Origin of the sequence: Klebsiella sp., from assembly GCF_027492335.1 — a bacterium.
GTDB classification, from domain to species: Bacteria; Pseudomonadota; Gammaproteobacteria; order Enterobacterales; family Enterobacteriaceae; genus Klebsiella; species Klebsiella huaxiensis.
Genome location: NZ_JAPUEW010000072.1, coordinates 23,591 through 49,248, shown reverse-complemented (window position 1 = coordinate 49,248; position 25,658 = coordinate 23,591). Strand labels below are relative to the sequence as shown.

The 25,658-nt window shown below is 54.2% G+C and carries 24 protein-coding genes, 1 pseudogene and 1 riboswitch; of the genes and pseudogenes, 7 read left to right on the top strand and 18 right to left on the bottom strand.

The window, feature by feature from the left end; translation table 11 throughout:
* Window positions 1–17 precede the first annotated feature (17 nt).
* Window positions 18–422: pseudogene (locus QVF11_RS21760) on the bottom strand (TetR/AcrR family transcriptional regulator); the annotation flags it as partial.
* A gap of 95 nt (window positions 423–517) precedes the next feature.
* Between QVF11_RS21760 and QVF11_RS21755 the strand changes: the two are divergent.
* Window positions 518–658 (top strand): type II toxin-antitoxin system CcdA family antitoxin, encoded by a 141-nt coding sequence (locus QVF11_RS21755; protein ID WP_287859182.1) that lies wholly within the window; start codon window positions 518–520, stop codon window positions 656–658.
* A gap of 193 nt (window positions 659–851) precedes the next feature.
* Here QVF11_RS21755 and QVF11_RS21750 read toward each other — a convergent pair whose 3' ends face one another.
* From QVF11_RS21750 to QVF11_RS21715, 8 genes are all read right to left on the bottom strand, one after another.
* Window positions 852–1,661 (bottom strand): shikimate 5-dehydrogenase, encoded by an 810-nt coding sequence (locus QVF11_RS21750; protein ID WP_287859180.1) that lies wholly within the window; start codon window positions 1,659–1,661, stop codon window positions 852–854.
* Window positions 1,654–2,886 (bottom strand): L-sorbose 1-phosphate reductase, encoded by a 1,233-nt coding sequence (gene sorE, locus QVF11_RS21745; protein ID WP_287859178.1) that lies wholly within the window; start codon window positions 2,884–2,886, stop codon window positions 1,654–1,656. Before sorE ends, QVF11_RS21750 begins: the two co-directional genes overlap by 8 nt.
* A gap of 178 nt (window positions 2,887–3,064) precedes the next feature.
* On the bottom strand, window positions 3,065–3,889 hold the full coding sequence (locus tag QVF11_RS21740) for a PTS system mannose/fructose/sorbose family transporter subunit IID (RefSeq protein WP_105889496.1): 825 nt from the start codon (window positions 3,887–3,889) through the stop codon (window positions 3,065–3,067).
* A gap of 11 nt (window positions 3,890–3,900) precedes the next feature.
* On the bottom strand, window positions 3,901–4,698 hold the full coding sequence (locus QVF11_RS21735) for a PTS mannose/fructose/sorbose transporter subunit IIC (protein ID WP_287859174.1): 798 nt from the start codon (window positions 4,696–4,698) through the stop codon (window positions 3,901–3,903).
* Window positions 4,699–4,885: 187 nt separating this feature from the next.
* The gene (locus tag QVF11_RS21730) at window positions 4,886–5,380 is read right to left on the bottom strand and encodes a mannose/fructose/sorbose PTS transporter subunit IIB (protein ID WP_112215913.1); all 495 of its coding nucleotides are present in this window, start codon (window positions 5,378–5,380) and stop codon (window positions 4,886–4,888) included.
* Window positions 5,380–5,787, bottom strand: a complete 408-nt coding sequence (locus QVF11_RS21725) for a mannose/fructose/sorbose PTS transporter subunit IIA (RefSeq protein WP_139540797.1) — start codon at window positions 5,785–5,787, stop codon at window positions 5,380–5,382. The genes QVF11_RS21730 and QVF11_RS21725 overlap by 1 nt, the downstream gene beginning before the upstream one ends.
* 9 nt (window positions 5,788–5,796) lie before the next feature.
* Window positions 5,797–6,600, bottom strand: a complete 804-nt coding sequence (locus QVF11_RS21720) for an SDR family oxidoreductase (protein ID WP_287859171.1) — start codon at window positions 6,598–6,600, stop codon at window positions 5,797–5,799.
* Window positions 6,601–6,671: 71 nt separating this feature from the next.
* Window positions 6,672–7,619: a sugar-binding transcriptional regulator gene (locus tag QVF11_RS21715; RefSeq protein WP_112215929.1), complete on the bottom strand. Its 948-nt coding sequence runs from the start codon at window positions 7,617–7,619 to the stop codon at window positions 6,672–6,674.
* 424 nt (window positions 7,620–8,043) lie between these two features.
* Between QVF11_RS21715 and rluF the strand changes: the two genes are divergently transcribed.
* On the top strand, window positions 8,044–8,913 hold the full coding sequence (gene rluF / locus QVF11_RS21710; RefSeq protein WP_110277237.1) for a 23S rRNA pseudouridine(2604) synthase RluF: 870 nt from the start codon (window positions 8,044–8,046) through the stop codon (window positions 8,911–8,913).
* On the opposite strand, the gene QVF11_RS21705 is transcribed toward rluF, so the two are convergent.
* The 3 genes from QVF11_RS21705 to rtcR all read right to left on the bottom strand — a co-directional run bounded on the left by QVF11_RS21705 (window position 8,910) and on the right by rtcR (window position 12,009).
* Entirely contained in the window at window positions 8,910–9,182 is a 273-nt protein-coding gene (locus QVF11_RS21705) for a YjbD family protein (protein ID WP_110277236.1), read from the bottom strand. The two genes, rluF and QVF11_RS21705, sit on opposite strands and share 4 nt — an antisense overlap.
* Before the next feature lie 190 nt (window positions 9,183–9,372).
* Complete coding sequence (gene panS, locus QVF11_RS21700) at window positions 9,373–10,317, bottom strand: ketopantoate/pantoate/pantothenate transporter PanS (RefSeq protein ID WP_287859166.1); 945 nt, start codon at window positions 10,315–10,317, stop codon at window positions 9,373–9,375.
* Window positions 10,318–10,428: 111 nt separating this feature from the next.
* Complete coding sequence (rtcR, locus tag QVF11_RS21695) at window positions 10,429–12,009, bottom strand: RNA repair transcriptional activator RtcR (protein ID WP_142514420.1); 1,581 nt, start codon at window positions 12,007–12,009, stop codon at window positions 10,429–10,431.
* Window positions 12,010–12,457: 448 nt separating this feature from the next.
* On the opposite strand from rtcR, the gene QVF11_RS21690 reads away from it, so the two are divergent.
* Window positions 12,458–13,585 carry a slipin family protein gene (locus tag QVF11_RS21690; RefSeq protein ID WP_287859161.1) on the top strand — a complete coding sequence of 376 codons (1,128 nt, stop codon included), beginning with the start codon at window positions 12,458–12,460 and terminating at the stop codon, window positions 13,583–13,585.
* Window positions 13,586–13,590: 5 nt separating this feature from the next.
* Window positions 13,591–14,379, top strand: a complete 789-nt coding sequence (locus tag QVF11_RS21685) for a nucleotidyltransferase domain-containing protein (RefSeq protein ID WP_287859158.1) — start codon at window positions 13,591–13,593, stop codon at window positions 14,377–14,379.
* A 41-nt stretch (window positions 14,380–14,420) separates the two neighbouring features.
* Here QVF11_RS21685 and lysC read toward each other — a convergent pair whose 3' ends face one another.
* A complete protein-coding gene (lysC, locus tag QVF11_RS21680; protein ID WP_287859156.1) occupies window positions 14,421–15,770 on the bottom strand; it encodes a lysine-sensitive aspartokinase 3 in 1,350 nt (449 codons plus the stop codon).
* Between the two features lie 180 nt (window positions 15,771–15,950).
* Window positions 15,951–16,184, bottom strand: a riboswitch (Lysine riboswitch).
* A gap of 353 nt (window positions 16,185–16,537) precedes the next feature.
* On the opposite strand from lysC, the gene pgi reads away from it, so the two are divergent.
* Entirely contained in the window at window positions 16,538–18,187 is a 1,650-nt protein-coding gene (gene pgi, locus QVF11_RS21675) for a glucose-6-phosphate isomerase (RefSeq protein WP_112215904.1), read from the top strand.
* Between the two features lie 118 nt (window positions 18,188–18,305).
* Here the strand turns inward: pgi and QVF11_RS21670 are convergent, their stop codons facing one another.
* Together QVF11_RS21670 and QVF11_RS21665 are read right to left on the bottom strand one after the other, a co-directional pair.
* Window positions 18,306–18,764, bottom strand: a complete 459-nt coding sequence (locus QVF11_RS21670; protein WP_287859154.1) for an acyltransferase — start codon at window positions 18,762–18,764, stop codon at window positions 18,306–18,308.
* 8 nt (window positions 18,765–18,772) lie between these two features.
* Window positions 18,773–19,282: a GNAT family N-acetyltransferase gene (locus QVF11_RS21665; RefSeq protein WP_287859151.1), complete on the bottom strand. Its 510-nt coding sequence runs from the start codon at window positions 19,280–19,282 to the stop codon at window positions 18,773–18,775.
* A gap of 144 nt (window positions 19,283–19,426) precedes the next feature.
* Between QVF11_RS21665 and psiE the strand changes: the two genes are divergently transcribed.
* On the top strand, window positions 19,427–19,837 hold the full coding sequence (psiE, locus tag QVF11_RS21660) for a phosphate-starvation-inducible protein PsiE (protein WP_110277227.1): 411 nt from the start codon (window positions 19,427–19,429) through the stop codon (window positions 19,835–19,837).
* 317 nt (window positions 19,838–20,154) lie between these two features.
* On the opposite strand, the gene malG is transcribed toward psiE, so the two are convergent.
* The 3 genes from malG to malE form a co-directional block, all read right to left on the bottom strand.
* Window positions 20,155–21,045 (bottom strand): maltose ABC transporter permease MalG, encoded by an 891-nt coding sequence (gene malG / locus QVF11_RS21655; protein WP_110277254.1) that lies wholly within the window; start codon window positions 21,043–21,045, stop codon window positions 20,155–20,157.
* Between the two features lie 156 nt (window positions 21,046–21,201).
* Window positions 21,202–22,746, bottom strand: coding sequence for a maltose ABC transporter permease MalF (gene malF / locus QVF11_RS21650; RefSeq protein WP_287859147.1), 1,545 nt, complete (start codon window positions 22,744–22,746; stop codon window positions 21,202–21,204).
* A 186-nt stretch (window positions 22,747–22,932) separates the two neighbouring features.
* Window positions 22,933–24,123, bottom strand: a complete 1,191-nt coding sequence (gene malE, locus QVF11_RS21645; RefSeq protein ID WP_110277224.1) for a maltose/maltodextrin ABC transporter substrate-binding protein MalE — start codon at window positions 24,121–24,123, stop codon at window positions 22,933–22,935.
* 369 nt (window positions 24,124–24,492) lie between these two features.
* Between malE and malK the strand changes: the two genes are divergently transcribed.
* Window positions 24,493–25,602, top strand: a complete 1,110-nt coding sequence (gene malK, locus QVF11_RS21640; protein ID WP_110277223.1) for a maltose/maltodextrin ABC transporter ATP-binding protein MalK — start codon at window positions 24,493–24,495, stop codon at window positions 25,600–25,602.
* Window positions 25,603–25,658 lie beyond the last annotated feature (56 nt).

Sequence of the window (25,658 nt, the reverse complement as noted above, 5' to 3'; positions counted from 1 at the left end):
CTGAAAAATCGGAACTCTCAAAAAGTGCGTGGAACTAAAGCTGGGATACTTACAATCCTGTCCATTAGTTCCGCTTGTAGCAACGCGCTCAGGTGCAGCGCTGTAATGCGCGGATCGGCACGGTGCAGCAAACCATTCTCCAAGGCGAGAGATAAAAATCGGCGATCAGCTGCTGGTTGGATTGCACATCCGGAGAGTAGATAAAGAGCAAAAAGCGCTGACCAAACTGATTCAGCGCCAGCGTAATGTCGCCGCGCTCCAGCAACCAGCTTGAGCACCGCGGAGAATTCCTCTTCACACAGGCGCGACATCACCTCAAAAAACAGCTCGTCTTTTGAGGAAAAATGGTTATACAGCGTGGCCTTAGATCCGCCGACGCGGACGCAGATTTCCGCCATTGAGGCCCCTTCATAGCCCAGTTTGCGGAAGACCTGCGTAAGCTGGTGTTCTGGGGCGTGTTACCCGTCTGGAAATACGATAAGTTTGAGAGGAAGAAATGTTATCTGGAGAGCCTATTATGCAAAAAGATATGCGAGAAGAAGGGGCACCAGCGGGTGAAGCGTCCGGGTGGCAATGGGAACATCAGCATTCGATTGATACCATTAACCAGTGGGTGGCTGAAAATGGCTCATTTAGCGATTTTCAGCGATCGTTTTAACTATGTCTCCCCGGTGGCGCTGCGCTGACCGGGCTACAGGCCCGTGCGGTCTGAGGTTTGGTAGCCCGGACAAGGCGCGTCGAGCGCCGCCTCCGGGACATTCCCCGGATAGCTTACTGAGCGTTAACCCTCATCCTGCCCTCTCCCTTAAAAAGGGAGAGGGAGCACATTGTGCCTGAGTTTGGGTGGCTACTTACCCTCTGGCAAACGCTGAAGCTTCGGCGACCAGCGCATCGTCAGGGCGTACGCCGGTGTAGAGCGCAAACTGCTCCACGGCCTGTAAGGCAATGACTTCCGCGCCGCTGATCACCTGCTTATCCAGCCGCTGTGCTAGCTTGATAAGCGGGGTTTCTGGCGGCAGGGCGACCACATCAAACACCACGCTGGCCTGTTCCACCATCGTCTGGCTGAAGGCCAGGGTTTCGCTTTCCGCGCCGCCCGCCATACCGAGCGGGGTGACGTTAACCAGAATATCCACCGGGATCCCTTCCGGTTTTGGCTGCCATTGAAAGCCATACTGTTTCGCCAGCGCCAGACCATTATCACGGTTACGGGCGGCGATAATCACGTCGCGGAAACCCGCATCGCGAAAGGCTGCGATCACCGCTTTGCCCATCCCGCCGCTGCCCTGGATCATCACTTTGGCGGAGGAATCGAGTTGGTTACTGTCAATCAGGCTTTTCACCGCGATGTAGTCCGTGTTCAGCCCGGTCAGCTTACCGTCGTCGTTGACAATGGTATTAACCGAATCGATCACCTTCGCCGAAGGGTCGATAGCGTCGAGAAACGGCATGCAGCTCTCTTTAAACGGCATCGATACCGCGCAGCCGCGAATACTTAACGCGCGCACGCCTTTGACCGCCGCTTCAATATCCCTGGTCGTAAAGGCCTTATAGATATAGTTCAGTCCCAGCTTTTCATACAGATAGTTATGAAATCGGGTGCCGAAGTTGCCCGGACGACCGGCCAGAGACATACACAGCAGCGTGTCGCGATTAATCATGAGTAATATCCTCCGCGTGGGTCAGCAGGTACTCTTCCGCCTCTTTTGACCAGATACCGTGGTTGCTCTCCATAATCGCCGCCAGATGCGGGTCGCTAATTTCCCCCAGCGCGGTAAGCGGAATATTTTTCCCGGTGTAGACCAGCTTTTTACCGCCGCCAACCGCCGGTAAATCCAGGGTGGTATCGCCCGCAGCATTAAGTCCCAGAATATGGGTCACCACTTTTGCCGTCTGGACTTTTTTCGCCTGCATCAGCGCTACGGCGGCGCGCATATCGTCGGTATTACCGCCGGAGGTACCCACATAGTGGGTGAAAGCGTAATGCACATCGTAAAAATTGACCGGCGCGCTGAACTGTTTATCCTGCGGACCGGCAAAGAAGTTCAGGCAGCCGTCCGCGGCCAGCAGCGATGAAGCCATGGTGATGAGCTGTTCGTTAGGGACGAAAACGAAAATATCGTCAAAACCGTGACCGCCGGTGAGCGCCATCAGCGTTTCGCGGCTGGCATCATTGCCATCAAGATAGTGAATCAGCGTTTGCGGTTCGGATGGATAGTGCTGACGCGCATAGCTGAGTTTTGGCTTATTGGTATCGGTAACCACCAGCAGCGACGGGTTGATCGGGCCATGCAGCGCGTAATCGATAGCCAGCAGTCCCATCGGACCAGTGCCGCCGAGGATCAGCGTGCGTCCCTGCGGACGGATGCCCATCGTGTGATTATAGGTCCCTTCCTGCAGATGGTAGTTAGCGTTGAACGCGCCAATTACGCAGGAGAGCGGCTCCACCAGCGAGCCTTCAAACCAGGTATCGCCTTCCCATGAGAGCAGACAATCCTGCTCCATCACTTCGTTAGGGATCACCACGTGGGTCGCTTCACCGCCGATCCATGGGAATGAATAGCCGGGGCAGTCCGGGCGATCCGGCAGCTGCAGGTTGGCCTGAATCACATAGCGCTGACCGGCGTGAAACTTGTGCTGCCACTTTTTACCGACGGCGATAATTTCACCGCAGAACTCATGGCCGATGATGATCGGGTTGGTCGCTACATCGTCCGGCACTTTTTTATGGTCCTCGCCCTGATTCGCCTCTTTCCAGGAGGAGAGACACAGGCTGTCGGTGACCACACGGGCGAGGATTTCATCATCCTGCATCGCCGGGAGTTCGAAGGTTTCCAGGCGCAGGTCGCGTTTGCCGTAAAGGCGCAGGGCTGTTGTTGTTTGCATGTTTACCACCTCATCCCCTTTATCTTTCGCATTACGGCTGTGTTGGCTTCCTTCACGTACCCGGGTCACGTAGTGGATCTACGCTCTCAGGGATACGTTCAGTTGCCGCCTTGCCGTACTGCGAAATCTTTTGGGGCTAACTTGTTGAAGTAGCCCCGGCATCGCCGGAGCGGAATAATCAGGACAGGAAGCCCAGCGCGTTGCCGATAATCCCTAAACCAAACAGGGCGAAAATCAGCCATACGGGGTTCACTTTCTTATTAAGCAGACGCACCATCAGCAGCGTCAGGCCAAGGGCCAGCAGGCCGGGGCAGAGCTGATCGAGGATGTTCTGCACGGTCATGGTGACGGTCGAACCATCGGCGCCCGGCGTTTGCGAAACCACCAGAGGCACGTTGATGGTGGTCCACTTGGTGACCAGCACGCCCATCACAAACAGGCCCAGAATGGAGGCCCCTTCGGTCAGTTTTTGCAGCAGGTTGCCGCCCATATCGCTGACGATATTGACCCCTTTACGAAAGCCCAGCTGCAGCCCGTACCATTTCATTGCCAGACGTACTGCGTTGAAAATAAAGAAGAACAGCAGCGGGCCAAGAATATTGCCGGAGAGCGCCAACGATGCGCCGAGGGCAGCGGTAATCGGCCGCAATGTCCCCCATACCAGCGGGTCGCCAACCCCGGCCAGCGGGCCCATCAGGCCGACTTTGATACCGTTGATTGCGCCGTCGTCGATAGCCGCGCCATTAGCCCGCGCTTCCTCCATCGCCACCGTTACGCCAATGACCGGGCCGCAGACCGCCGGGGTAGTGTTAAAGAACACCAGATGGCGTTTCAGCGCGGCAACCTGATCCTCTTTCAGCGGATAGAGACGCTTAATCGCCGGGATCATGTCGTAGCAAAAGCCAAGCCCATGAATTCGTTCGAAGTTGAATGACGCCTGCTGCAGGTTGGATCGCAGAAACATGCTCACCAGGTCGCCTTGGGTAATTTTTCTCTGTTCCATGTTGGGCTCCATCAGTCGTCAAGCTGGTCAAGGGCGGTGGAAGAGGTGGCTGTGGCCTGTGGTTCAGGCTTACGCCACTGCGGGTTTAGCTGGATATAAATCAGCGCGATGATGACCCCCACGCCGCCGAAGGCCAGCAGGCTGAAGTCGAGGTAACCGCCCGCGAGGAAGCCGAGGAAGAAGAAGGGCATCAGATACTTCACGCCCATCATGCGCAGCACCATGGCGTAGCCGACTACGACGATAAAACCGCCAGCGATTTGCAGACCGCGAGTGACGAATTCCGGGATGGCGTTAAGCATATTGCTGACCATATCGGCGCTAACGAACAGCGAGACCACCAGCGCGGGGATAGCGACGCGCAGCGCCTGGACGCCCAGCGCCGAGACGTGCAGCAAATCGATGGCCCCAAAGCGCGCCTCTTCGGCTGCTTTATCCGCCGCATGCTGGAACACCACGGTAATGGTACGGGCGAACACGGTGAGCACCTGGCCCGCGGCGGCGACCGGTAACGCGATAGCTATCCCGGTGGCGATGCTTTGCTGGCCGACAATCACCAGGATGGCCGAGATAATACTGGCCAGCGCCGAGTCCGGAGACTGCGCTGCACCGACGTTCATCCAGCCCAGCGCAATGAGCTCCAGGGTGCCGCCGAGCATAATCCCGGTTTTTAAATCCCCGAGAATTAAGCCAATGACGGTACAAGCGATTAATGGGCGGTGGGTCTGGAATTCATCCAGCACGCTGCCCATCCCGGCAATACAGGAAAAAATAAATATGGCTATTATTTGTAGGGTACTAATTTCCATAATTATGACCTTTAAGATGAGTGTAACCCTGCCTGTTACGGCATTTACACGATGTCCTTCAGGCTGCCTCTTTGTTGGCTACATTCTCTCGCTCCAGTCACATAGTTATCTATGCTCCTGGTGACTCGCTCATTTGCCGCCGCGATGCATCCAGAATGACAGTGTGTAATAAAACAGGCGCGATTTATTATTCTGTAACGGACTGCTCTGCTATTTTGTCGAGAATATTAACCGATGGATCGGAGGCCACGACGCGTAAATCGAGTTTAACGCCCAGCTTATCCAGTTGCTGGAAGGCGTTAATATCCGCTTCGTCTAATGACACCGCTTTGGTTAATTGTTTTTTACCCGGTCGCCAGGCCATGCCGCCAATATTCAGCGTCGCTATTTTCACGCCCTGCTGCACCATGGTTAATACGTCCTGCGGGTTAGTGAATAAATAAAAAACCGTTTCGTCTTTATATTGCGGGTTGTGATATACGGCGACGGCTTTTTCGAGATTCACTACGTTAACCTTCATGCCCGGAGGTGCGGCCTGACGCAGTAACGTACGGCGAACTTCGTCGTTATAAACATCGTCATTACAGATAATAATTCGCTGGGCGTTGGCCACTTTTGACCACACGGTGGTGACCTGACCATGAATTAAACGGTCATCAATACGGGCGAGCGTAATGTTCATCAGAAATCCTCCTCAACGGTTTCCGGCTGCCGCCAGGTGACGCAGCACTGGCTGGCGATGGCTTCCAGGTGTTGGCACAGTTCGTCAGCGTTCATCGTTTGCTGGTTATCCACCAGTTCCAGAGCCAACGGTAGCGACAAGCCGCTGATGACCCGAAGCTGTGGGTTGCTCATCGCCAGCCCGGCGGCGGCGTTCCACGGGCTGCCGCACTGTAAATCGACGGCAATAAGCCATTGCTCATCACTGTGAGTGCTTACTAACTTTTCAATCTTTGTGGCGATATCCCCCGCGTTCTCGCCGGGGATAAATTCCACGGCGTTGACGTTGACATCGCCGTAGACCATGCGTACCGAGTCGAGCATGGCGCAGGCCAGCTGGCCGTGGGCACAGAAGATGACATTAACCATTTTTCCTCCTTAGCCGCGCGTTTTTCCGCCCGCGATGTTAGTGGTTACTCCGGTGATATAGCTGGCGCGCTCTGAGAGCAGATAGCAAACAAAATCAGCGACTTCAGAGAGGCGACCTGAGCGACCAATCGGAATGGAGTTCTTGGTGTAGCCTTCGCGTAGCTGTTCGACAGTGATGCTGCGGGTCCAGGCCAGCGCTTCTTCGTATTCCGGTGTACGCAGTCCTGTTTTTTCCAGAATGCCAGGTGCAACGCCTACGACGCGGATGCCGTGTTTGCCCAGTTCTTTCGACCAGGAGCGGGTAAAGCTATTCAGCGCGGCTTTGGTTGCGGCATAGCAGCTCTGGCCTTCGGAGCCTTCCAGCCCGCTTTCCGACGAGACGTTAACGATCACGCCGTCGCGCTGTTTAACCATCTGGCGAGCCACCGCTTGCGACATCAGGAACACGCCTTTCTGGTTGATATTGACCATTTTTTCGAATGCCGCTTCATTTAATTCATAACGACCGGCTGGCGCTTTCTCATCGACGAGTAAACGAGGGAAGTTAACGCCCGCATTATTTACCAAACCATCAATACGGCCAAAACGTTGAATAATACTGTCGACGGTTTTATTCACTTCGCTGGCACTGGAAATATCGGTCGGCCAGAAAGTGTAATTTTCACTGTCCTGATGTTTATCACCGCCGTGAATATCGCTCATCTGTACATTTGCGCCCTGAGCTAATAACTCATCGACAATGGCCAGACCAATTCCTGATGCGCCGCCGGTAACAATAATAATATTGCCTTTTAAATTTAACCACGTTTCCATTATCGACTCCTGTTTTCTTTAGATAAAGGGATCCCCCGCAGCAGCGCTGCGTGAAATCATATTCTTGACATTTACTTCAGTAACGACTCGGCGGTTTCTTTGTTGGTCACCAGACAGTTAATATAATTCCCATTTAATGCGCCAAGAATACCGGAGTATTTTTCCTCGCCCATCGCGATCCCCACGGAATAGCGCGCTTGCTTAAGTTTTGCCATCTCAATGGAGAGCGTTTTTTCGCTCATAGCGGTTTCTACCATTCCGCCATCAATGTCGTAAAAGCGTGAACAGATATCACCAGCGACCTGGCGGGCATTGAGGTCGTCACTCTCTTCGCTGCCGTAAAATGCATGCCAGTTGGCACCATCACGAATCGCCGGAGAACCAATCCCTACCAGTGCGACGTCAAGGTTATCCCAGTAGGAGGCAATCGTTTTAAAGTGCTGGGACTGCATAATACCGTTGCGAATTAATGTGTTATCCAGCAGCGCCGGAAAGTCGGCGAGATGCGATTCGGCCTTCAGCTTCGCCGCCGCGCCGTAGGTCAGCGTATTGACGTGGTAGCGGCTTTCCAGTTTGCCGGAGGGGCCGCCGATGATCGGTACGCAAATAACCTGGCGTGACTGGCTGGCCTGAGGCAGATTCTCTACCAGTGCACGCACCGCGCGACCCCAGGAGAAACCGACGATATCGCCCGGTTCCAGCAACCTGTCGACCAACTGTGCGCCGTGCTGACCGATAAGATTAAGCTGATCCTCTTCCAGCAGGGAGTCGCAGGTGGCGACCACCGCCTCTTTGAGGCCAAATTTTTGTTTGAGCTGTTGCTCAAGCCACAGGTTTTCGTTGTAGTCGTAGTTGATGGCGATAGTGACGATGCCCTGCTCGCGACCGCGTTTCAGTAGACGGCTGATGGTGGTGCGATAAATCCCCAGTTCGCGGGCAATCTGCGCCTGGGTCATATCCTGCTCGTAATAGAGCTGGGCGATTTTCACGATCAGGCGGATATCGTCGCTATTTTCCATCGTCATCTTTCGACTCCTGCACATTTGTGCAAATCACATATTTGCTGTCCTGATCTGATATAACCCTATCGATGCTGTACTTCAAAGCAATTTTTGTCTATTTCATGACGATGTGCTGGCGGTTTCTGTTGCACATTTGATGTGTGAGTAGATGGTTTACGGCACGTTTGTGCTGGTAGTGCTAAAGGCCTGATTCTGCTTTATTTCGCCGGTCAAAGTTGCAGAGGTCTGAAAAGAACACTTTTGTGTTGAAAAGCGCGATAGATCACATTTAGCGCCAGGCCGCGAGTACGCGATTATTTTTTATCGTTCGCAAGGTAGGGTATATTTCGCTTTTTAAACATAAAAGCATTCAAGTTTTATCAAGGCGGCAAGAGAGTGAGCGCCCGGACAACTTGAAGGATGAAGTGTTTCAGGAGAAGTTATGCTGCCCGACTCGTCGACCCGACTCAATAAATACATCAGCGAAAGCGGAATTTGCTCGCGCCGCGAGGCCGATCGCTTTATCGAACAAGGTAACGTTTTTATCAACGGCAAGCGCGCCACCATTGGCGACCAGGTTAAAGCTGGCGACGTGGTGAAGGTCAATGGCCGGTTGATTGAGCCGCGTGAAGCGGATGATTTAGTGCTGATTGCGCTGAACAAACCCGTTGGCATTGTCAGCACCACCGAAGATGGCGAGCGAGACAACATCGTCGATTTCGTTAACCACAGCAAGCGCGTCTTCCCGATTGGTCGTCTGGATAAAGACTCTCAGGGGCTGATCTTTTTGACCAACCATGGCGATCTGGTTAACAAGATCCTGCGCGCCGGTAACGATCACGAAAAAGAGTACCTGGTTACCGTCGATAAGCCGGTGACCGATGAGTTTATCCGTGGGATGGGGGCGGGCGTACCGATTCTCGGCACGGTGACGAAGAAGTGCAAAGTCAAAAAAGAAGCGCCGTTTGTGTTCCGTATCACCCTGGTTCAGGGGCTGAATCGCCAGATACGCCGCATGTGCGAGCACTTTGGCTATGAAGTGATGAAGCTTGAACGTACGCGGATTATGAACGTCAGCCTGACGGGGATCCCGCTGGGAGAATGGCGCGATCTGACGGATGATGAGTTGATCGATCTGTTTAAGCTGATTGAAGGGTCGTCTTCAGAAGCGAAACCGAAGGCAAAAGCGAAGCCGAAAACGGCGGGGATTAAACGCCCGGTGGTGGCAATCGAAAAGACGGCTGAGAAATCACGCCCGGCGTCGAACGGTAAACGTTTTGTTCAGCCGGGGCGCAAAAAGAAAGGGCGCTAACGTCTGCCGCGCGTCGGCGTACTTGCCGACCAGGAAAACGATGCTTCACTATCTGGTTTATAAGCCTGCTTTTTCTTCAACTGGCGGGCTTTTTTTGCCTCTGCTTCGCGTAAAACCATCAGTTTATCGATGTACTCTTTTTTCACGCTGTTGGTTTCCGCGTTCGTTAGCGGACGGCCATGCGCGATGCGTGCGCGGTCGAGCAGAGTTTTCAGTTCGCGCTGCTCGCGCTCGGTCATCTCTTTTTGGGTAATGCGGGGGAGTGCCATAGTGGTGCCCTCAGTTAGCCGATGACTTCAGTGTACGGTATTGGGATGGGAGTCTTACAGCAATTTCATCACCCGGCAAAATCCCGGAAGCGGTGCTTTGCACCTGTCCGGGCTACCAGACCGCAAACGGCTGTGGACCTGTAGCCCGGTCAGCGCAGCGCCACCGGGAGATTTTTATCAAAGTTACGTTTTATCTGCTCTTTTTTCCTGCCTTACGCGATTCATCCGCAATCGGCTTCCCTGACCAGTAACCGGCCAGCAGCGAGCCGGACAGGTTGTGCCATACCGAGAACAGCGCGCCTGGCAGCGCAGCCAGTGGACCAAAGTAGATTTTCCCCAGCGCGGCGGCCAGACCTGAGTTCTGCATACCTACCTCAATCGCCAGCGTACGGCAGGTGGATTCATCAAAGCCAAACAGACGTCCGCCCCAGTAGCCGCCGAGCAGGCCGATGGTGTTGTGCAGGATGACCGCGATGATTACCACAAAGCCCACGGAGGCGATATGCGAAGCGGAACCGGCTACCACGGCGCAGATAATCGCCAGAATGCAGACCATTGAGAAAGCCGGAAGAAACGGTTCTACCGCTCTTACGACTTTTGGCAGCAAGTGATGCACCACCAGCCCCAACGCAATCGGGATCACCACGATTTGCAGAATGCTGAGCAGCATCCCCATCACGTCCACCTGAATATGCGCATCGACGTAAAGGCGCGTCAGCAGCGGCGTTGCCACCACGCCGACCAGCGTGGAAACCGACGAGATGGTGACCGACAGTGCCACATCGCCTTTAGCCAGGTAGATCATGACGTTGGATGCCGTGCCGCTGGCAACGCTGCCGACCAGCACCATCCCGGCGGAGAGCTCCGGAGGCATATGAAAAATCAGCGCCAGCAGCCAGGCGGCGAGCGGCATCACCAGATAGTGCAGAAAAATCCCCGCCGCTACCGGTGCCGGGCGGGAAAGGACGCGTTTAAAGTCATCCACCTTCAGGTGAACGCCCATGCCGAACATAATCAGCATCAGCAGCGTTGGGACCCAGGGACCAATGGGAGTGAAAGTGGATGGCGTGTAATACGCGATAACTGAGAGCAGCAGCGCCCATAATGGGAACAGCCGCGTAAGCGTGGCGAGCATGTTGTTTTCCTTGCACGTATGTTGTGTTTGCTTGTTATAAACAGGCCGGGATCGAGCCCGACCATAGCTATTGTTTATCGTGCTAAGGAATATTATTCAAACTAATTATGTTCATGTTCCACTGCGGATACTCTCCCAGCTCAGCCCAAAGCGGGCTAAATACTTGCGCAGACGGTCGGCATCATTGGGATTGGCCTTTTTCTGACGGGAGACGGCGAACAGCTCACGCCCGGCTTCGGACAGCGAAGCGCTGCGTTGGCACACCTCCAGAACGGTTTCCAGTTGCCGGCGATCGAACAGATCGATTTCCATTTCAATATCAGGAAAAGATGTGGTGAGCTGCCAGCTCTCTTGTAAGAGCGCAATCTCCTCTTGCGCAAGGGCGAGCGTAATCCGCCCCTGCTCGGCCAGGGTTGCCATTCGCGCAACGGACGACCCTAGCTCGCGAAAATTACCCCGCCACTGCGCCTGCGGCGAGCAGGCAAAAGTCAGATAGCGCTCGCGGGCGTCTTTATCGAAACGGATCTGTGTTTGCCGTTCGTTTGCAAAGCGCTGTAATTCATACTCCACGTTCGGCGCAATATCTTCCTGCCGCTGTGCCAGGCCCGGTAGGGCAAAGCGCCACATATTGATGCGCGCATAGAGATCTTCGCGAAAACGACCTTCCGCCACCCATTGCTGCATATCACGATGGGTACCGGCTATTAACTGGAAATTGCTGTAAACCTCTTTATCGGAACCAAATGGGAAAAAGGTTTTCTCTTCAATGGCTTTTAGCAACATGGCCTGTTCATCCAGCCCCAACTCGGCAATTTCGTCGAGAAACAACACTCCGCCATCAGCCTCCCGCAGCAGGCCTGGCCGTGGCGTCAGCGCACCGGTAAATGCACCTTTGACATGACCGAACAGCGTGGACATGGCGTTATCACCGCGCAGGGTAGCGCAGTTTACTGCCACCAGCTTGCCCGCAACCTGATGGCGCGACTGGCGAAGCTGAAAAATACGTTTGGCGAGGAAAGACTTGCCGGCGCCGGTTGGGCCGGTGAGAAGGATCGGATCGGTCGATCGGATCGCCACGCGCTCAATACGATCGATAAGTTTATTGAACGTTGCGTTGCGCGTATCAATACCGGCCTTCAGGAAGGAGACTGATTGCTGCTGCTCGCGCTGAAAGCGGCTGGTGAGCGTGGCGTAGCGGCTTAAATCAAGGTCGATAACCGAGCAGGTGCCAGCCGCAATCTGCTCATCCGATGAACCTTTCGGTGCAGGGCTGGTTTGCAGCAGGCTGGCGGGCAGATAGTGGGCTTCCGTCAGCAGAAACCAGCAAATCTGCGCAACGTGAGTCCCGGTGGTGATATGCACCAGATACTCTTCATTTTCGATATCAAATTCGTAGCGGGTCGCGAAATCGAGGAAGGCGGCGTAGACCTCTTCAAAATCCCACGGATCATTAATCTCGACCGTATGTGGCCGCACTTGGGTATGAGATGAAAGCAGAGCGACATCTTCAATCAACCTTTGCGCCATGCTTTCATCACGCGGCTGGTGGAGCAGTTCCAGCCTGTCGACGGGAAAATCTGCCTGCTGGCATAGTCCAACGGTGGGCCGCCATTTTTTTAATCGATTTGCCCGCTTACCGCGCTTGTCCAGCACCGTTCCGAGTACGCCAATCACTACCCGTCGCTTTTTCATGATTTATCCCAAAAGATAAAATTCGATATTAAAAGATAAGAAAATTGCTTCATGGCGGCAACGGTAAAAAATGATATTTAAAATAAACATATAAAAATCAATTGGATAAATATTTATTTCGTCATTTTTTCTTTCTGGCACGCATCTGGCAATAACTCTCTCGTCAAGACGCTGAAAACGCAGGGGGTTAAACCCCGCCGGCACCTCAGGAACGGCAGAGGCTGTTTTCCGCAAGTGTTCCGTCAGCCAATGACCACCACGGGTTCGATTCCCAATTTCATCTCCAAAATGAAAACTGGTTGTTAATCATAGAAATAAAACGGGGCTTTGAGCTGTCAGCAATCCCCAAAACTGGCCGCCGATAAAGACGCCGGGCCGCAGGCAAAAGGGAATTCCCCTGCGGCTTCGCCCCTGCATCCGCGCCGGATTAACTTTTAAGGAATAAAAAATGACGACGAAAATTACGATACGCAAAGGTCAACTGGGTCTTTTATCCCGTGAGGGCGACTACTATCAGGTTCTGGAAGCGGGTACGCACCGCCTGCCGTGGTTTAACGTCCCTGAAGTACTGATCGTCAACATGGACGGTAGCGAAGTGCCGGAAGCGCTGGCGGAGTATTTACGTCAGTTTCAGCCTGTATGGGTTGAACGCTATTGCCTGGCGGCGGATCTGACAGATACCGAGACCGGAGCGCTGTATACAAACGGTGTGTTGCAGGAAATTTTACCGCCCTCTACGCGTCGTCTGTATTGGCCTGCCAGCGAGGATATGAAGCTGATACGCATGGATACTCGACAGGTTCAGGTTCCGACAGCGGTGATGAATGCTGTATTGCAGCCGCGACGTCACGGCGCGGTAAAAGGCCGTGAGTCGATCCTCACCGTGTCGGTTCCTGCGTGGCACGTTGGGGTGCTGAAAATCGATGGCGAGACCCAGCCGTTACTGCCGCCGGGACTGTCTGCTTACTGGAAGGTTAATCATCTGGTCGAAGCCGAAGTCGTCGATACCCGTTTACAGGTACTGGAGGTCGGCGGCCAGGAGATCCTGACTAAAGATAAAGTGAACTTGCGTTTAAATCTGGCGGCGAACTGGCGGTACAGCGATGTTTTGCAGGCTTATTGCCAACTGGTGAAACCGCTGGAACATCTGTATCGCGAGCTGCAGTTTGCCCTGCGTGAAGCAGTGGGGACGCGCACGCTGGACGAGCTGTTGGAAGATAAGCAGGTGATTGATGAAGTGGTGAGCGCGCAGGTGAAATCCCGCATGACGCCTTTTGGCATCGAAGTCGCGTCCCTGGGGGTGAAAGATATTGTGCTGCCGGGCGATATGAAGGCGATTTTGTCACAGTTGGTCGAGGCGGAAAAGTCGGCGCAGGCTAATGTGATCCGTCGGCGTGAAGAGACCGCTGCCACCCGCTCGCTGTTGAACACCGCGAAGGTGATGGAAAACAACCCGGTGGCGCTGCGCTTAAAAGAGTTGGAAACGCTGGAAAGAGTCGCGGAGCGTATCGATAAAATCTCAGTTTTTGGCGGCCTGGACCAGGTGCTGCATGGTCTGGTGAATATAAAAGGATAACGAAAATGACGTGTAACGGAGTCGATGCCGCCATGCGCCAGCGGGTGCGGCGGCAACTGGAAGAGGTGGAGCAACGCTATGGCGTCAAGGTGCTCTACGCCTGCGAGTCCGGCAGTCGGGGCTGGGGCTTTGCCTCGCCGGATAGTGATTATGACGTGCGATTTCTCTATGTGCATCCACCGGAATGGTATCTGCGGGTAGAGGCACCGCGGGATGTTATTGAATTGCCGATAGATGATGAGCTGGACGTTTGCGGCTGGGAGTGGCGTAAGGCGCTGGGCCTGCTGAAAGGGGCGAACCCGACGCTTATCGAGTGGCTGGATTCGCCGGTCGTTTATCAACAGGATGCGGCGACGATATCAGCACTTAAGGCGCTGGTTCCGCGATGGTTTTCCCCGGCCCGTGCGCGTTGGCACTACTACTCGATGGCGCGGAAAAACTTTCGCGGTTACCTGCAAGGTGCCGAAGTGCGATTGAAAAAGTACTTCTACGTGCTGCGTCCCTTGCTGGCCGTTCGCTGGGTTGAGGCGGAAAAAGGCGTGCCGCCGATGCGCTTTGCTGAACTGCTGGCGGGGAGCGAACTGGAAACGGGTTTGCGTCAGGAAATAGACGAGTTGCTGGAGCGTAAACAACGAGCCGGGGAAACCGAATATGGCCCGCGTCGCGCACTGTTGCATGCGTTTATTCAGTCAGAGCTGGCAAGGGGTGAGGTTCCGCCGATGCTGCCGGATAGCCGGACGGGTGATGCCAGAGAGCTGGACAAACTGCTGATGACCACGGTGATGGCAAAATAAATATGGCCCGGAACATATGTACCGGGCCATTTATTTGGCAATTACTCGAACAGATTATGATGCAGCTTTTGCACCACTTTCTCGGCATCCGCGCCAGGTACGAGGAAACACAGGTTGTGGCTGGATGCGCCGTAACAAATCATACGAATATTGAACGGCTCCAGTACGCCAAACACCTCTTTACCGACGCCGCACGCTTTCGACAAATCATTGCCAATTAGCGCGACCAGCGCCAGATCTTGCTCAACCTCTACGCGGCACAGGGAAGACAACTCGGTCAGCAGCGCCTGGGTTAACAAGGTGTCGCCTGCGGAAGTGGAACCGGTGGTGTCCATGGTCAGCGCCACGCTCACTTCTGAAGTGGTGATGAGATCCACGGAGATATTATGTCGCGCCAGGATGCCGAACACTTCGGCGAGAAAACCGCGAGAGTGCAGCATATTCAGGCTGTGCAGGGTCAGCAGAGTCTGCTTGCGGCGCAGTGCCAGCGCGCGGAACAACGGTGGATTTTCGGTCGTGTTGCATACCAGCGTACCGCCAGCTTTCGGCTCTTTGCTGGAGCCAACAAATACCGGAATCTCGCTACGCACGGCGGGAAGCAGCGTTGCCGGATGCAGGACTTTCGCGCCAAACGTCGCCATTTCCGCCGCTTCTTCAAAGGCGATGACGTCAATACGTTTGGCCGCCGGAGCAACGCGTGGGTCGGTGGTATAGATGCCTGGAACATCGGTCCAGATATCAACGCGAGTCGCATGCAGCGCTTCGCCCAGCAGAGCGGCGGTATAATCGCTGCCGCCGCGACCGAGCGTGGTGGTGCGGCCTTTGGCTTCGCTACCAATAAAGCCCTGAGTGATCACCAGGCCTTCTGCAAGGCGTGGAGCCAGTAACTGTTGGGTGAGTTCAGAAAGTGCGGCGATATCCGGTTCCGCGTGGCCAAAGCGATCGTTGGTGCGCATAATTTTACGCACGTCAAACCACTGGGCTGCGATACCACGCTCGCGCAGGATCTCGACAAACAGTAGGGTGGACATCAGCTCACCGTGACTGACCAGCTCATCAGTCAATGCGGTTGAGCTCGCCAGCGATGCGGCTTCTGCCAGAGCGGTAATATTTTCCAGCAGGCGCTCAATCTCGTCGCGAATCACGTTCGGATAGCGCAGGCGCTCCAGGATATTGAACTGGATCTGGCGCATGGCATCGAGTTTCTCGAAGCGTTCGCCAGGTTCCAGCCCATCCGCTAGAGCAACCAGCAGATTAGTCACGCCCGCGGAAGCGGAAAGCACGACCACGCGGGTATTGGCATCCAGCAGCGCGACGTCTACGCTGCGGTTCATGGCATCAAAATCGGCAACGCTGGTGCCGCCAAATTTGGCGATAACTAAGTCTGTCATAACAACCTCGTGTCAGGGGGCCTGACTTATTAAAACGATTCCTGACAACCAATCCTGGTAAGGCTGGACGCATCCGGATTGCAACAAAATGTCTTAATAAGCCAGGCCAAATTATTCAGCCATGGCACAAGGGAAGAGCGAAAAACAGGGTGGGCGCAGAGCGATAAACAAACTACGATGTCACCCAGAAGTGCTCCACCTTGTAGACCCGCTTCCTGATGCATTGCACCATTCGGCGAGTATGAAACGCCCGACTGCGAACGTTTCTGGTGACAACCCAGAGGATTCAGCCTCTGTGGCCGGTGATGAGCGTAACCAGACGCTTATTCACCTCGGCGCTGCTCCCCCTCACGTATTTTCCCCGGACTGGCTCCTCCAATACGGTTACCTGGGCAACGCACCTCTTCTGGCAATTACCGACGTCTTTCACTTTGCCTGGGGGGACGCGGGTCATTATACCCCCCTGCAATACCCTTTCGCTGTAGCGTGAAATGCGCGAGCAACATACCTACGTGGATGTATAGGTATTGCCGTTATATAAAGGCTTCAGGCGAAGTATGTCAACGTCAGGGTTATGCGGATTTTTCATACACGAGTGGCTGAAAGAAAAAAGCCTTATGATGGCTATACTATCAGGGACGTTTTGCCCCAAATTGCCCCTATTTCTGACACGTATCATCGGCATAACACAAAAATCATCACAATTTTCCGCCACCGGCGCTACAATCGACCGCAGTCACAATTCTCAAATCAGAAGAGTATTGCTAATGAAAAACATCAATCCAACGCAGACATCTGCCTGGCAGGCACTACAAAAACACTTTGATGAAATGAAAGACGTTACCATCGCGGACCTGTTCGCGAAGGATAGCGACCGTTTCACTAAGTTTTCCGCAACGTTCGACGATCTGATGCTGGTGGATTTCTCCAAAAACCGCATCACCGAAGAGACGTTGGCAAAACTGCAGGATCTGGCCAAAGAGACCTTCCTGGCAGACGCCATTAAGTCCATGTTCTCCGGCGAAAAGATTAACCGTACTGAGGACCGTGCGGTACTGCACGTTGCGCTGCGTAACCGTAGCAATACTCCGATAGTGGTTGATGGCAAAGATGTGATGCCGGAAGTGAATGCGGTGCTTGAGAAGATGAAATCCTTCTCTGAAGCCATTATCTCCGGTAACTGGAAAGGCTATACCGGCAAAGCGATTACCGACGTAGTTAACATCGGTATCGGCGGATCCGACCTTGGCCCGTTCATGGTGACCGAAGCGCTGCGCCCGTACAAAAATCATCTGAATATGCACTTTGTGTCTAACGTCGATGGCACCCACATCGCTGAAGTGCTGAAAGGCGTGAACCCGGAAACCACCCTGTTCCTGGTCGCTTCTAAAACCTTCACTACTCAGGAAACCATGACCAACGCCCATAGTGCGCGCGATTGGTTCCTGGCAACTGCTGGCGATGAAAAGCACGTGGCGAAACACTTTGCCGCGCTCTCTACCAACGGTAAAGCGGTGGGCGAATTCGGTATCGACACCGCCAACATGTTTGAATTCTGGGACTGGGTCGGCGGTCGTTACTCACTGTGGTCAGCCATCGGTCTGTCGATCATCCTGTCCGTGGGCTTCGACAACTTTGTTGAGCTGCTGTCCGGCGCGCATGCGATGGACAAACATTTCTCCACCACCGCGCCGGAGAAAAACCTGCCAGTGTTGCTGGCGCTGATTGGTATCTGGTACAACAACTTCTTCGGTGCTGAAACCGAAGCGATTCTGCCGTACGACCAGTATATGCACCGCTTTGCCGCTTACTTCCAGCAGGGCAACATGGAATCCAACGGTAAATACGTTGACCGTAACGGCAACGCCGTGGATTACCAGACTGGCCCAATCATCTGGGGCGAGCCGGGTACTAACGGTCAGCATGCGTTCTACCAGCTGATTCACCAGGGGACCAAAATGGTGCCTTGCGACTTTATCGCCCCGGCGGTTACCCACAACCCGCTGTCCGATCACCATCCGAAGCTGCTGTCTAACTTCTTCGCGCAGACTGAAGCGCTGGCGTTTGGTAAATCCCGCGAAGTGGTTGAGCAGGAATATCGCGATCAGGGTAAAGATCCAGCAACCCTGGACCACGTGGTGCCGTTTAAAGTGTTCGAAGGCAACCGTCCGACCAACTCCATCCTGCTGCGTGAAATCACTCCGTTTAGCCTGGGCGCGCTGATTGCCCTGTATGAACACAAGATCTTCACTCAGGGTGTGATTATGAACATCTTCACCTTCGACCAGTGGGGCGTTGAGCTGGGCAAACAGCTGGCTAACCGCATCCTGCCGGAACTGAAAGATGGCAGCGAAGTGAGCAGCCACGACAGCTCTACCAATGGTCTGATTAACCGCTATAAATCCTGGCGTGCATAATTAGACTGACGTCTGAGCGGGCCTGCGGATGGTAGATTGTTTTGTAGGCCGTGCAAGGCGTTAGCCGCCGCCCGGCAAAAATGCGAGCACAATGCCGACCCACGTGGTCGGCATTTTTTTATTCTAACCGTCGCAACAGTTTCGCCGGGTTTCCCGCCCACACACCTTTCTCGGTAATCGATTTCGTCACCACGCTGCCTGCGCCGATCACCGCGCCATCGCAGATGCTGACTGCCAGGATAGTCGCGCCGCTGCCAATCGATACATCGCTGCCAATGACAATTTTCCCCCAGCTTTCGCGGTCAGCATTCGGCTTGCCGTCGCGGAACATATCGTTGGCGAACATCACCCCGTGGCCGATAAAACAACGCTCGCCGATGGTGACGTACTCGCAAATAAAGGTATGGGATTGAATTTTGCTGTTGTTGCCGATACGGGTATGGCCCTGAATTTCAACGAACGGCCCGACGAAGACGTTATCGCCAAGCGTGCAGTCGTAGAGGTTGGCGGGCTGGTAAATCACTACGTTCTCGCCGCTGGTGACGTTGCGAATAGCAGTTTCTCGAAGCGTATGCATGCTGCCTCTCAGATCTGTTTGGCCAGAATATGTAATGTGCTTTGTTGGGTGGCGGAATGAAATTCAACGTCTTTAACGTGCCGCATCCCCTGACGCTCATAGAAACGACGGGCGCGGGTATTGGCGTCGAGTACTTCCAGCCATAGCCAGCTTTCACCGGCCTCTTTTGCTCGCGTCTCAACAGCGTTAAAAAACTGCTCGCCGTAGTGATGCCCCGTTGCGTCAGGCAGCAGGTAGAGCTTATGCAGCAACGTGCCGGACGGGCCATCGGGATTGATATTCTGGCAGCAGGCATATTTAGCAAAGCCAATCGGGTGCGCGGCTTCAGCAATTAACCAGCAGCATTGCGTATCGGCCAGGCTGCGTTCCAGAGACGTCATGGAATACTCTTGTCGCAGGTAGAGTTCCATCTCGTCGGCGTTATGCCAGAGGTGAGCAAAGTGGTGGCGGTAGCTGGCATTACCCATTTCGTTGAGCAAGGCTGCATCTTCTGGCCCTGCAAGACGAATTTTGAACATGGTTGTTTCCTTTTTAACCTGTCAGTGTGGCAAGTGATTGTTACATTTACGCCGGCGGTGGCAAAAAGTTAACGAATAATGTCGATCTGGATCACACTTCTGCGTTATACAGGTTACAAATAATGATGATTATGAGGTGTATCTATGCCGCCGGTTTATCGTCCGTTGGTGAGTTTTATCGCAACCGCAATGCAAACCGTTTTGAATCTTGGCCTGTTGTGCCTGGGGATTATTCTGATTGTTTTTCTGGGCAAAGAGACGCTGCATTTGGCGCACGTGCTGTTTACCCCGGAGCCAGTCAGCAAGTACAAGCTGGTGGAAGGGCTGGTGGTTTACTTCCTCTATTTTGAGTTTATTGCGCTGATTGTGAAGTACTTCGAATCGGGATTTCACTTCCCGCTACGCTATTTTGTCTATATCGGCATTACCGCTATCGTGCGCCTGATTATTATCGATCATGACTCGCCGATGGCGGTGCTGATTTACTCTGCCGCGATCCTGATTCTGGTGATTACGCTCTGGCTGTGTAACTCCAACCGCCTGAAACGCGAATAAAAAAAAGCGGCCTCCAGGGCCGCTGACCAACAGTCACAAATATAATTTATGTAGGGTCCAGTTGAGGATAGCAGTGGCATTTGCCTTACTTTTTCAGCTGAGGGTGGTGGCTGCCGTACCCGGTTGGGGACGCGTACAGCAACTGAACCACCGTCCCTCCTCTGAAATTTGGGGCGGGTATACTCGTCATACTTCAAGTTGTTGATGCGTTGACTACTCCCGCTCACCCCAGTCACATAGTTATCTATGCTCCTGGGGATTCTCGGGCTTGTCGCCTTTCGACAACTCGAATTATTTAGAGTATCTAACGATGAAACTTAACCTTTCACTCCGCCTGCCGTCAGGCCGTTAACCAACCAGCGCTGGGCCAGCAGGAACACCACGGTAATCGGGATAGCGGAGAGCACCGCCGCAGCGGCAAAGTCGCCCCACAGATAGTTCTGCGGGTTGAGATACTGCTGCATTCCGACCGCCAGGGTGTAGCTGTTCACATCGCGCAGCAGCAGTGAGGCCACTGGCACTTCGGTAATCGCGGCGATGAACGACAGAATAAACACTACCGCCAGAATCGGTACCGACAGCGGGAGTAGCACCAGGCGGAAAGCTTGCCATGGGGTCGCGCCATCCAGCGCCGCTGCTTCTTCCAGCGAGCCGTCAATGGTCTCGAAATACCCTTTAATCGTCCAGACGTGCAGCGCGATACCGCCCATATAGGCGAAGATTACGCCGCCGTGGGTATTCAGGCCGACAAACGGCACGTACTGGCCGAGGCGATCAAACAAGGCATACAGAGCAACCAGCGACAGAACCGCCGGGAACATCTGGAAAATCAGCATCCCTTTCAGCAGCGTCGCTTTACCCGGGAAGCGCATACGAGCAAAAGCATAAGCACAGGTGGTCGAGAGCGCGACGATACCAATCGCGGTAATGCCCGCCACTTTGATGGAGTTCCACAGCCACAGCAGGACCGGGAAGGGCGGTGGCGTAACGCGACCGTCAGCGTGTTCAACGCTAAAGCCTAACGCCAGCCGCCAGTGCTCCCAGGAGATACTTTCAGGGATCAGGCTACCGGTGGCGAAGTTACCTTCGCGCAGAGAGATAGCGATGACCATCAGCAGCGGGAACATAATCGCCGCGATAAAAATCAGTAGCAGGAGATGCGTCGTCACCAGGCGCAGCTTCTGAGATTTGGGTTGAACCATAGCCATAATATTTTTACTCCCCTTGATACCGCTCCAGGCTATTTTGCTTGCCATTTTGAACTCGGGCAGTGCTCAGAATCCTCACGTACTACGTGTACGCTCCGGTTCTTCCGCGCTGGCCGAGCCCAAACTGCCCGCGCCAATGACGCCTGGTTATTCCAATTAATCAAACTTCATACGTGTGGCTTTCAGGTTAATAATCGCCAGCGCGCCTACTAACAGGAAGATCAGCGTGGCGATAGCCGCCGCGAGGCCGAAGTCCTGGCCGCCGCCGCCTTCGAAGGCGATACGGTAGGTGTAGCTCACCAACAGGTCGGTATAGCCCGCTGGCGTGGTGGTGCCGAGTCGGTCCGGCCCGCCGTTGGTCAACAGCTGAATCAGTACGAAGTTATTAAAGTTAAAGGCGAAGCTGGCGATCATCAGCGGCGTCAGCGGCTTAATCAGCAGCGGAAACGTAATCTTAAAGAAGTTCTGGAACGGGGTTGCGCCGTCCATTGCCGAGGCTTCATATAAATCATCAGGAATTGCTTTCAGCAGGCCCATGCACAGGATCATCATGTACGGATAGCCCAGCCAGGTGTTCACAATGACAATCATGGAGCGGGCGGTGGTCGGGTCGCTGAACCAGGCGGGTTTGATGCCAAACAGGGCGCTCAGCATCATGTTGATCTCACCAAAGCTCTGGTTGAACAACCCTTTGAAAATCAGAATCGAGATAAACGACGGTACGGCGTAAGGCAGAATCAGCAGTACGCGGTAAATTGCTTTACCTTTCAGGGCTTCCCACTGTACGAGACAGGCGAGCACCATGCCGACCGCAACGGTCAGAATAACGGTCAGGATAGAGAAAACCACCGTCCAGACGAAGATTGCGAAGAACGGTTTCTGGATACCCTCATCCTGGAACACGCGGGTGAAGTTATCCCAGCCGATGGTCACGGTGTAGCCCGGGCTCAGCTTCTCGCTGCCCCAACTGCCGTCGGCGTTAATGGCCTGGTAGAAGCCAACGTCAGCGTTCGGGCGATATTTCACGCCGCTCTGGTTGTTGGTCAGCGTGCCGTCATTAGCCAATGCGTACAGCGGCTGGGTTCCGGAGAACTGACGCAGAGAGCTCATAATGACTTTGCTTTCGTCCGGCAGTATGGCGGTCAACTGGTTCAGGGCGGTACGGTTTTGCGTGATGATGCGCAGGTTGGCGCGCTCGCCTTCCGGCAGAGCGTCAGCCTCTTTTAGGGCCAGCTTCTGCTCGCCGCCGAATTTAAAGGCGTCGGAAAGATAGTTTTTGCCGCTCTCACCATCGGTCAGCGCCAGCTTCCACTCATCTCCAGCCGGGTAGAGTGCGAAGTTGTAGGATTTACCCGCCTGGAAAGAGCGGTCCATCAGCACTTGCTGAGCGCGTTCGAAGGTCAGCTGGTTGGTGCTGCTGTAGTTGGTAAAAGCGATAGCGATGGTGCAGATCAACGGGAACAGAACGAACAGTCCCATCCCGGCAACACCCGGATAAACATAGCGCCAGGCATAGGCCTTGCGATTGGAAAAAATATACAGGCCAACCGAGCTTAAAATCAGCGTCATGATGGCAAACAGGTACTCCCCCTGGGCGTACATCAAAACAACAAGGTAACCCACCAGCAGGCACAGCAAGCCGATCACAGACCATGTGAGCTGCGGGCTTTGCCACCAGTGTTTCTTTTTCACGACATCCATGGGGATCATCCTCTTTACACTTTATCCTTCGCGCTACCTCTTTGTTGGCTGCGGATGCGCACCCCAGTCACTTACTGATGTAAGCTCCTGGGGATTTGCATCCTTGTCGCCTCGATGTAGCGCGAATGATTTCGTGTAACAACGTATTCAATAAACCTTACTTCCTAAGAAATAAGGGAAACCGTATTACTTGGTGATACGAGCCTGTGCATCTTTCAGCGCGGCATCGACGGTCTGACGGCCGCTAGCTGCGTTGATAACTGCGGTACGTACGGCATACCAGAAAGCGGACATCTGCGGGATGTTCGGCATGATTTCGCCTTTCTGGGCGTTCGCCATGGTGGCGGCGATACGCGGATCTTTTTCCAGTTTCTCCTGGAAGGATTTCAGCGCGACGGCACCCAGCGGTTTGTCTTTGTTCACTTCATCCAGACCCTGGTCGGTCATCAGGTAGTTTTCGAGGAACTCTTTCGCCAGTTCTTTGTTCGGGCTGGCGGCGTTAATACCGGCGCTCAGAACACCAACGAACGGTTTGGACGCGTTGCCTTTAAAGGTTGGCAGCAGGGTAACGCCGTAGTTAACCTTGCTCTTATCAATGTTAGACCATGCCCACGGACCGTTGATGGTCATCGCGGTATCGCCTTTGTTGAATGCCGCTTCCGCGATGGAGTAATCGGTATCGGCGTTCATGTGTTTGTTCTTGATAAGGTCAACCAGGAAGGTCAGGCCCGCTTTCGCGCCAGCGCTATCAACGCCGACGTTTTTCACGTCATATTTGCCGTTTTCAAATTTGAACGCGTAACCGCCGTCAGCAGCAATCAGCGGCCAGGTGAAGTACGGTTCTTGCAGGTTGAACATCAGCGCGCTCTTACCTTTCGCTTTCAGTTCTTTATCCAGCGCAGGGATCTCTTCCCAGGTTTTCGGCGGGTTTGGTACCAGGTCTTTGTTGTAAATCAGCGACAGCGCTTCTACTGCGACCGGGTAGGCAATCAGCTTGCCGTTATAGCGTACGGCGTCCCAGGTGAACGGATAGAGTTTGTCCTGGAAGGCTTTGTCCGGGGTGATTTCTGCCAGCAGACCAGATTGGGCATAGCCACCGAAACGGTCATGGGCCCAGAAGATGATGTCCGGGCCGTCGCCGGTTGCAGCAACCTGCGGGAATTTCTCTTCCAGCTTGTCAGGGTGTTCGATGGAAACTTTAATGCCAGTGTCTTTTTCGAACTTTTTACCGACTTCAGCGAGGCCGTTGTAGCCTTTGTCGCCGTTAATCCAGATAACCAGCTTACCTTCTTCTATTTTCGCGAGGGCAGAGGCGGAAAACATCATCGTGGTCAATGCAGACAGCGCGAGGATGCGAGCGCCAGTTTTGATTTTCATATACCCGTCCTATTTGGTGATGTGCTCGTGGATACACTTGGATGGCTTAACAGTGATGAGTTTCCTTTGTTAACAACCTCTTTCCATCCTCCCTATGTCTACGCCCCATCCCTCGTTTGTGTGATCTCCATTGCAGAAATGCCGGTTATGAGCTCTGGAGCACATAAAAATGAGGCCATTTTTGTAGCCTGCATCACGAAATCGCTATCAGCCCGTCCCCCCTGGAGGCGAGACGTCATCTCTCATCCTCCCGTCTCCTCCCCCATAAAAAAGCCGGGGGTGGAGGATTTACCGTATCTATGAATGCCGCATAGTCAGCCCATCTTGAATGTGTCGTTAAGTGACAGGTTGTAACGAAGGGAGAAGGGCATGGCGAGCGTACAACTGCGAAATGTAACGAAAGCCTGGGGTGACGTGGTGGTATCGAAAGATATCAATCTCGAGATCCAGGATGGGGAGTTCGTCGTGTTTGTTGGGCCATCGGGCTGCGGCAAATCCACCCTGCTGCGTATGATTGCCGGGCTGGAAACGGTGACCAGCGGCGATCTTATGATTGGCGATACCCGAATGAACGATGTCCCGCCCGCCGAACGCGGTATCGGGATGGTGTTTCAGTCTTATGCGCTTTACCCCCACCTTTCCGTCGCGGAAAACATGTCTTTCGGCCTGAAGCTGGCCGGTGCTAAAAAAGACCTGATTAATCAACGCGTCACCCAGGTGGCAGAAGTCCTGCAACTGGCTCATCTGCTGGAGCGTAAACCAAAAGCGCTTTCCGGCGGTCAGCGTCAGCGTGTGGCGATTGGCCGTACCCTGGTAGCCGAACCGCGCGTTTTCCTGCTTGATGAACCTCTCTCTAACCTTGATGCCGCGCTGCGCGTACAGATGCGTATCGAGATTTCCCGTCTGCATAAGCGCCTTGGCCGCACGATGATTTACGTGACCCACGACCAGGTTGAAGCCATGACCCTTGCCGACAAGATTGTGGTGCTGGATGCCGGTCGCGTCGCACAGGTCGGGAAACCGCTTGAGCTTTATCACTACCCGGCGGATCGCTTCGTCGCGGGCTTTATTGGCTCGCCGAAGATGAACTTCCTGCCGGTCAAAGTTACCGCCACCGCTATTGAACAGGTGCAGGTGGAACTGCCGAACCGCCAGCAAATCTGGCTGCCGGTGGACAGCGCCCGCGTTCAGGTCGGCGCGAATATGTCCTTAGGGATTCGCCCGGAACATCTGCTGCCCAGCGATATCGCCGACGTCACCCTCGAAGGTGTGATTCAGGTGGTGGAACAGCTTGGTAACGAAACACAAATTCATATCCAGATCCCCGCCATCCGTCAAAACCTGGTTTACCGCCAGAACGACGTGGTGCTGGTCGAAGAGGGAGCCACATTCGCCATCGGCTTGCCGCCGGAGCGTTGCCATTTATTCCGTGAGGATGGCACCGCTTGTCGTCGGCTGCATAAAGAGCCGGGCGTGTAAGGCTTCCCATTAAAAAAACGTGCACCCTGGAGCGCCGCAAAACAGGCGCAACAACA

Excerpts from the sequence above, each read along its gene's own strand:
- QVF11_RS21750 (WP_287859180.1), bottom strand. The coding sequence starts at position 1,661 with ATGATTAATCGCGACACGCTGCTGTGTATGTCTCTGGCCGGTCGTCCG.
- QVF11_RS21690 (WP_287859161.1), top strand. The coding sequence starts at position 12,458 with ATGACGACGAAAATTACGATACGCAAAGGTCAACTGGGTCTTTTATCC.
- QVF11_RS21705 (WP_110277236.1), bottom strand. The coding sequence starts at position 9,182 with ATGGCACTCCCCCGCATTACCCAAAAAGAGATGACCGAGCGCGAGCAG.
- lysC (WP_287859156.1), bottom strand. The coding sequence starts at position 15,770 with ATGACAGACTTAGTTATCGCCAAATTTGGCGGCACCAGCGTTGCCGAT.
- malG (WP_110277254.1), bottom strand. The coding sequence starts at position 21,045 with ATGGCTATGGTTCAACCCAAATCTCAGAAGCTGCGCCTGGTGACGACG.
- sorE (WP_287859178.1), bottom strand. The coding sequence starts at position 2,886 with ATGCAAACAACAACAGCCCTGCGCCTTTACGGCAAACGCGACCTGCGC.
- QVF11_RS21755 (WP_287859182.1), top strand. The coding sequence starts at position 518 with ATGCAAAAAGATATGCGAGAAGAAGGGGCACCAGCGGGTGAAGCGTCC.
- QVF11_RS21735 (WP_287859174.1), bottom strand. The coding sequence starts at position 4,698 with ATGGAAATTAGTACCCTACAAATAATAGCCATATTTATTTTTTCCTGT.
- rluF (WP_110277237.1), top strand. The coding sequence starts at position 8,044 with ATGCTGCCCGACTCGTCGACCCGACTCAATAAATACATCAGCGAAAGC.
- QVF11_RS21740 (WP_105889496.1), bottom strand. The coding sequence starts at position 3,889 with ATGGAACAGAGAAAAATTACCCAAGGCGACCTGGTGAGCATGTTTCTG.
- QVF11_RS21720 (WP_287859171.1), bottom strand. The coding sequence starts at position 6,600 with ATGGAAACGTGGTTAAATTTAAAAGGCAATATTATTATTGTTACCGGC.
- QVF11_RS21665 (WP_287859151.1), bottom strand. The coding sequence starts at position 19,282 with ATGTTCAAAATTCGTCTTGCAGGGCCAGAAGATGCAGCCTTGCTCAAC.
- rtcR (WP_142514420.1), bottom strand. The coding sequence starts at position 12,009 with ATGAAAAAGCGACGGGTAGTGATTGGCGTACTCGGAACGGTGCTGGAC.
- psiE (WP_110277227.1), top strand. The coding sequence starts at position 19,427 with ATGCCGCCGGTTTATCGTCCGTTGGTGAGTTTTATCGCAACCGCAATG.
- QVF11_RS21670 (WP_287859154.1), bottom strand. The coding sequence starts at position 18,764 with ATGCATACGCTTCGAGAAACTGCTATTCGCAACGTCACCAGCGGCGAG.
- QVF11_RS21730 (WP_112215913.1), bottom strand. The coding sequence starts at position 5,380 with ATGAACATTACGCTCGCCCGTATTGATGACCGTTTAATTCATGGTCAG.
- pgi (WP_112215904.1), top strand. The coding sequence starts at position 16,538 with ATGAAAAACATCAATCCAACGCAGACATCTGCCTGGCAGGCACTACAA.
- malK (WP_110277223.1), top strand. The coding sequence starts at position 24,493 with ATGGCGAGCGTACAACTGCGAAATGTAACGAAAGCCTGGGGTGACGTG.
- panS (WP_287859166.1), bottom strand. The coding sequence starts at position 10,317 with ATGCTCGCCACGCTTACGCGGCTGTTCCCATTATGGGCGCTGCTGCTC.
- malE (WP_110277224.1), bottom strand. The coding sequence starts at position 24,123 with ATGAAAATCAAAACTGGCGCTCGCATCCTCGCGCTGTCTGCATTGACC.
- QVF11_RS21715 (WP_112215929.1), bottom strand. The coding sequence starts at position 7,619 with ATGGAAAATAGCGACGATATCCGCCTGATCGTGAAAATCGCCCAGCTC.
- malF (WP_287859147.1), bottom strand. The coding sequence starts at position 22,746 with ATGGATGTCGTGAAAAAGAAACACTGGTGGCAAAGCCCGCAGCTCACA.
- QVF11_RS21725 (WP_139540797.1), bottom strand. The coding sequence starts at position 5,787 with ATGGTTAATGTCATCTTCTGTGCCCACGGCCAGCTGGCCTGCGCCATG.
- QVF11_RS21685 (WP_287859158.1), top strand. The coding sequence starts at position 13,591 with ATGACGTGTAACGGAGTCGATGCCGCCATGCGCCAGCGGGTGCGGCGG.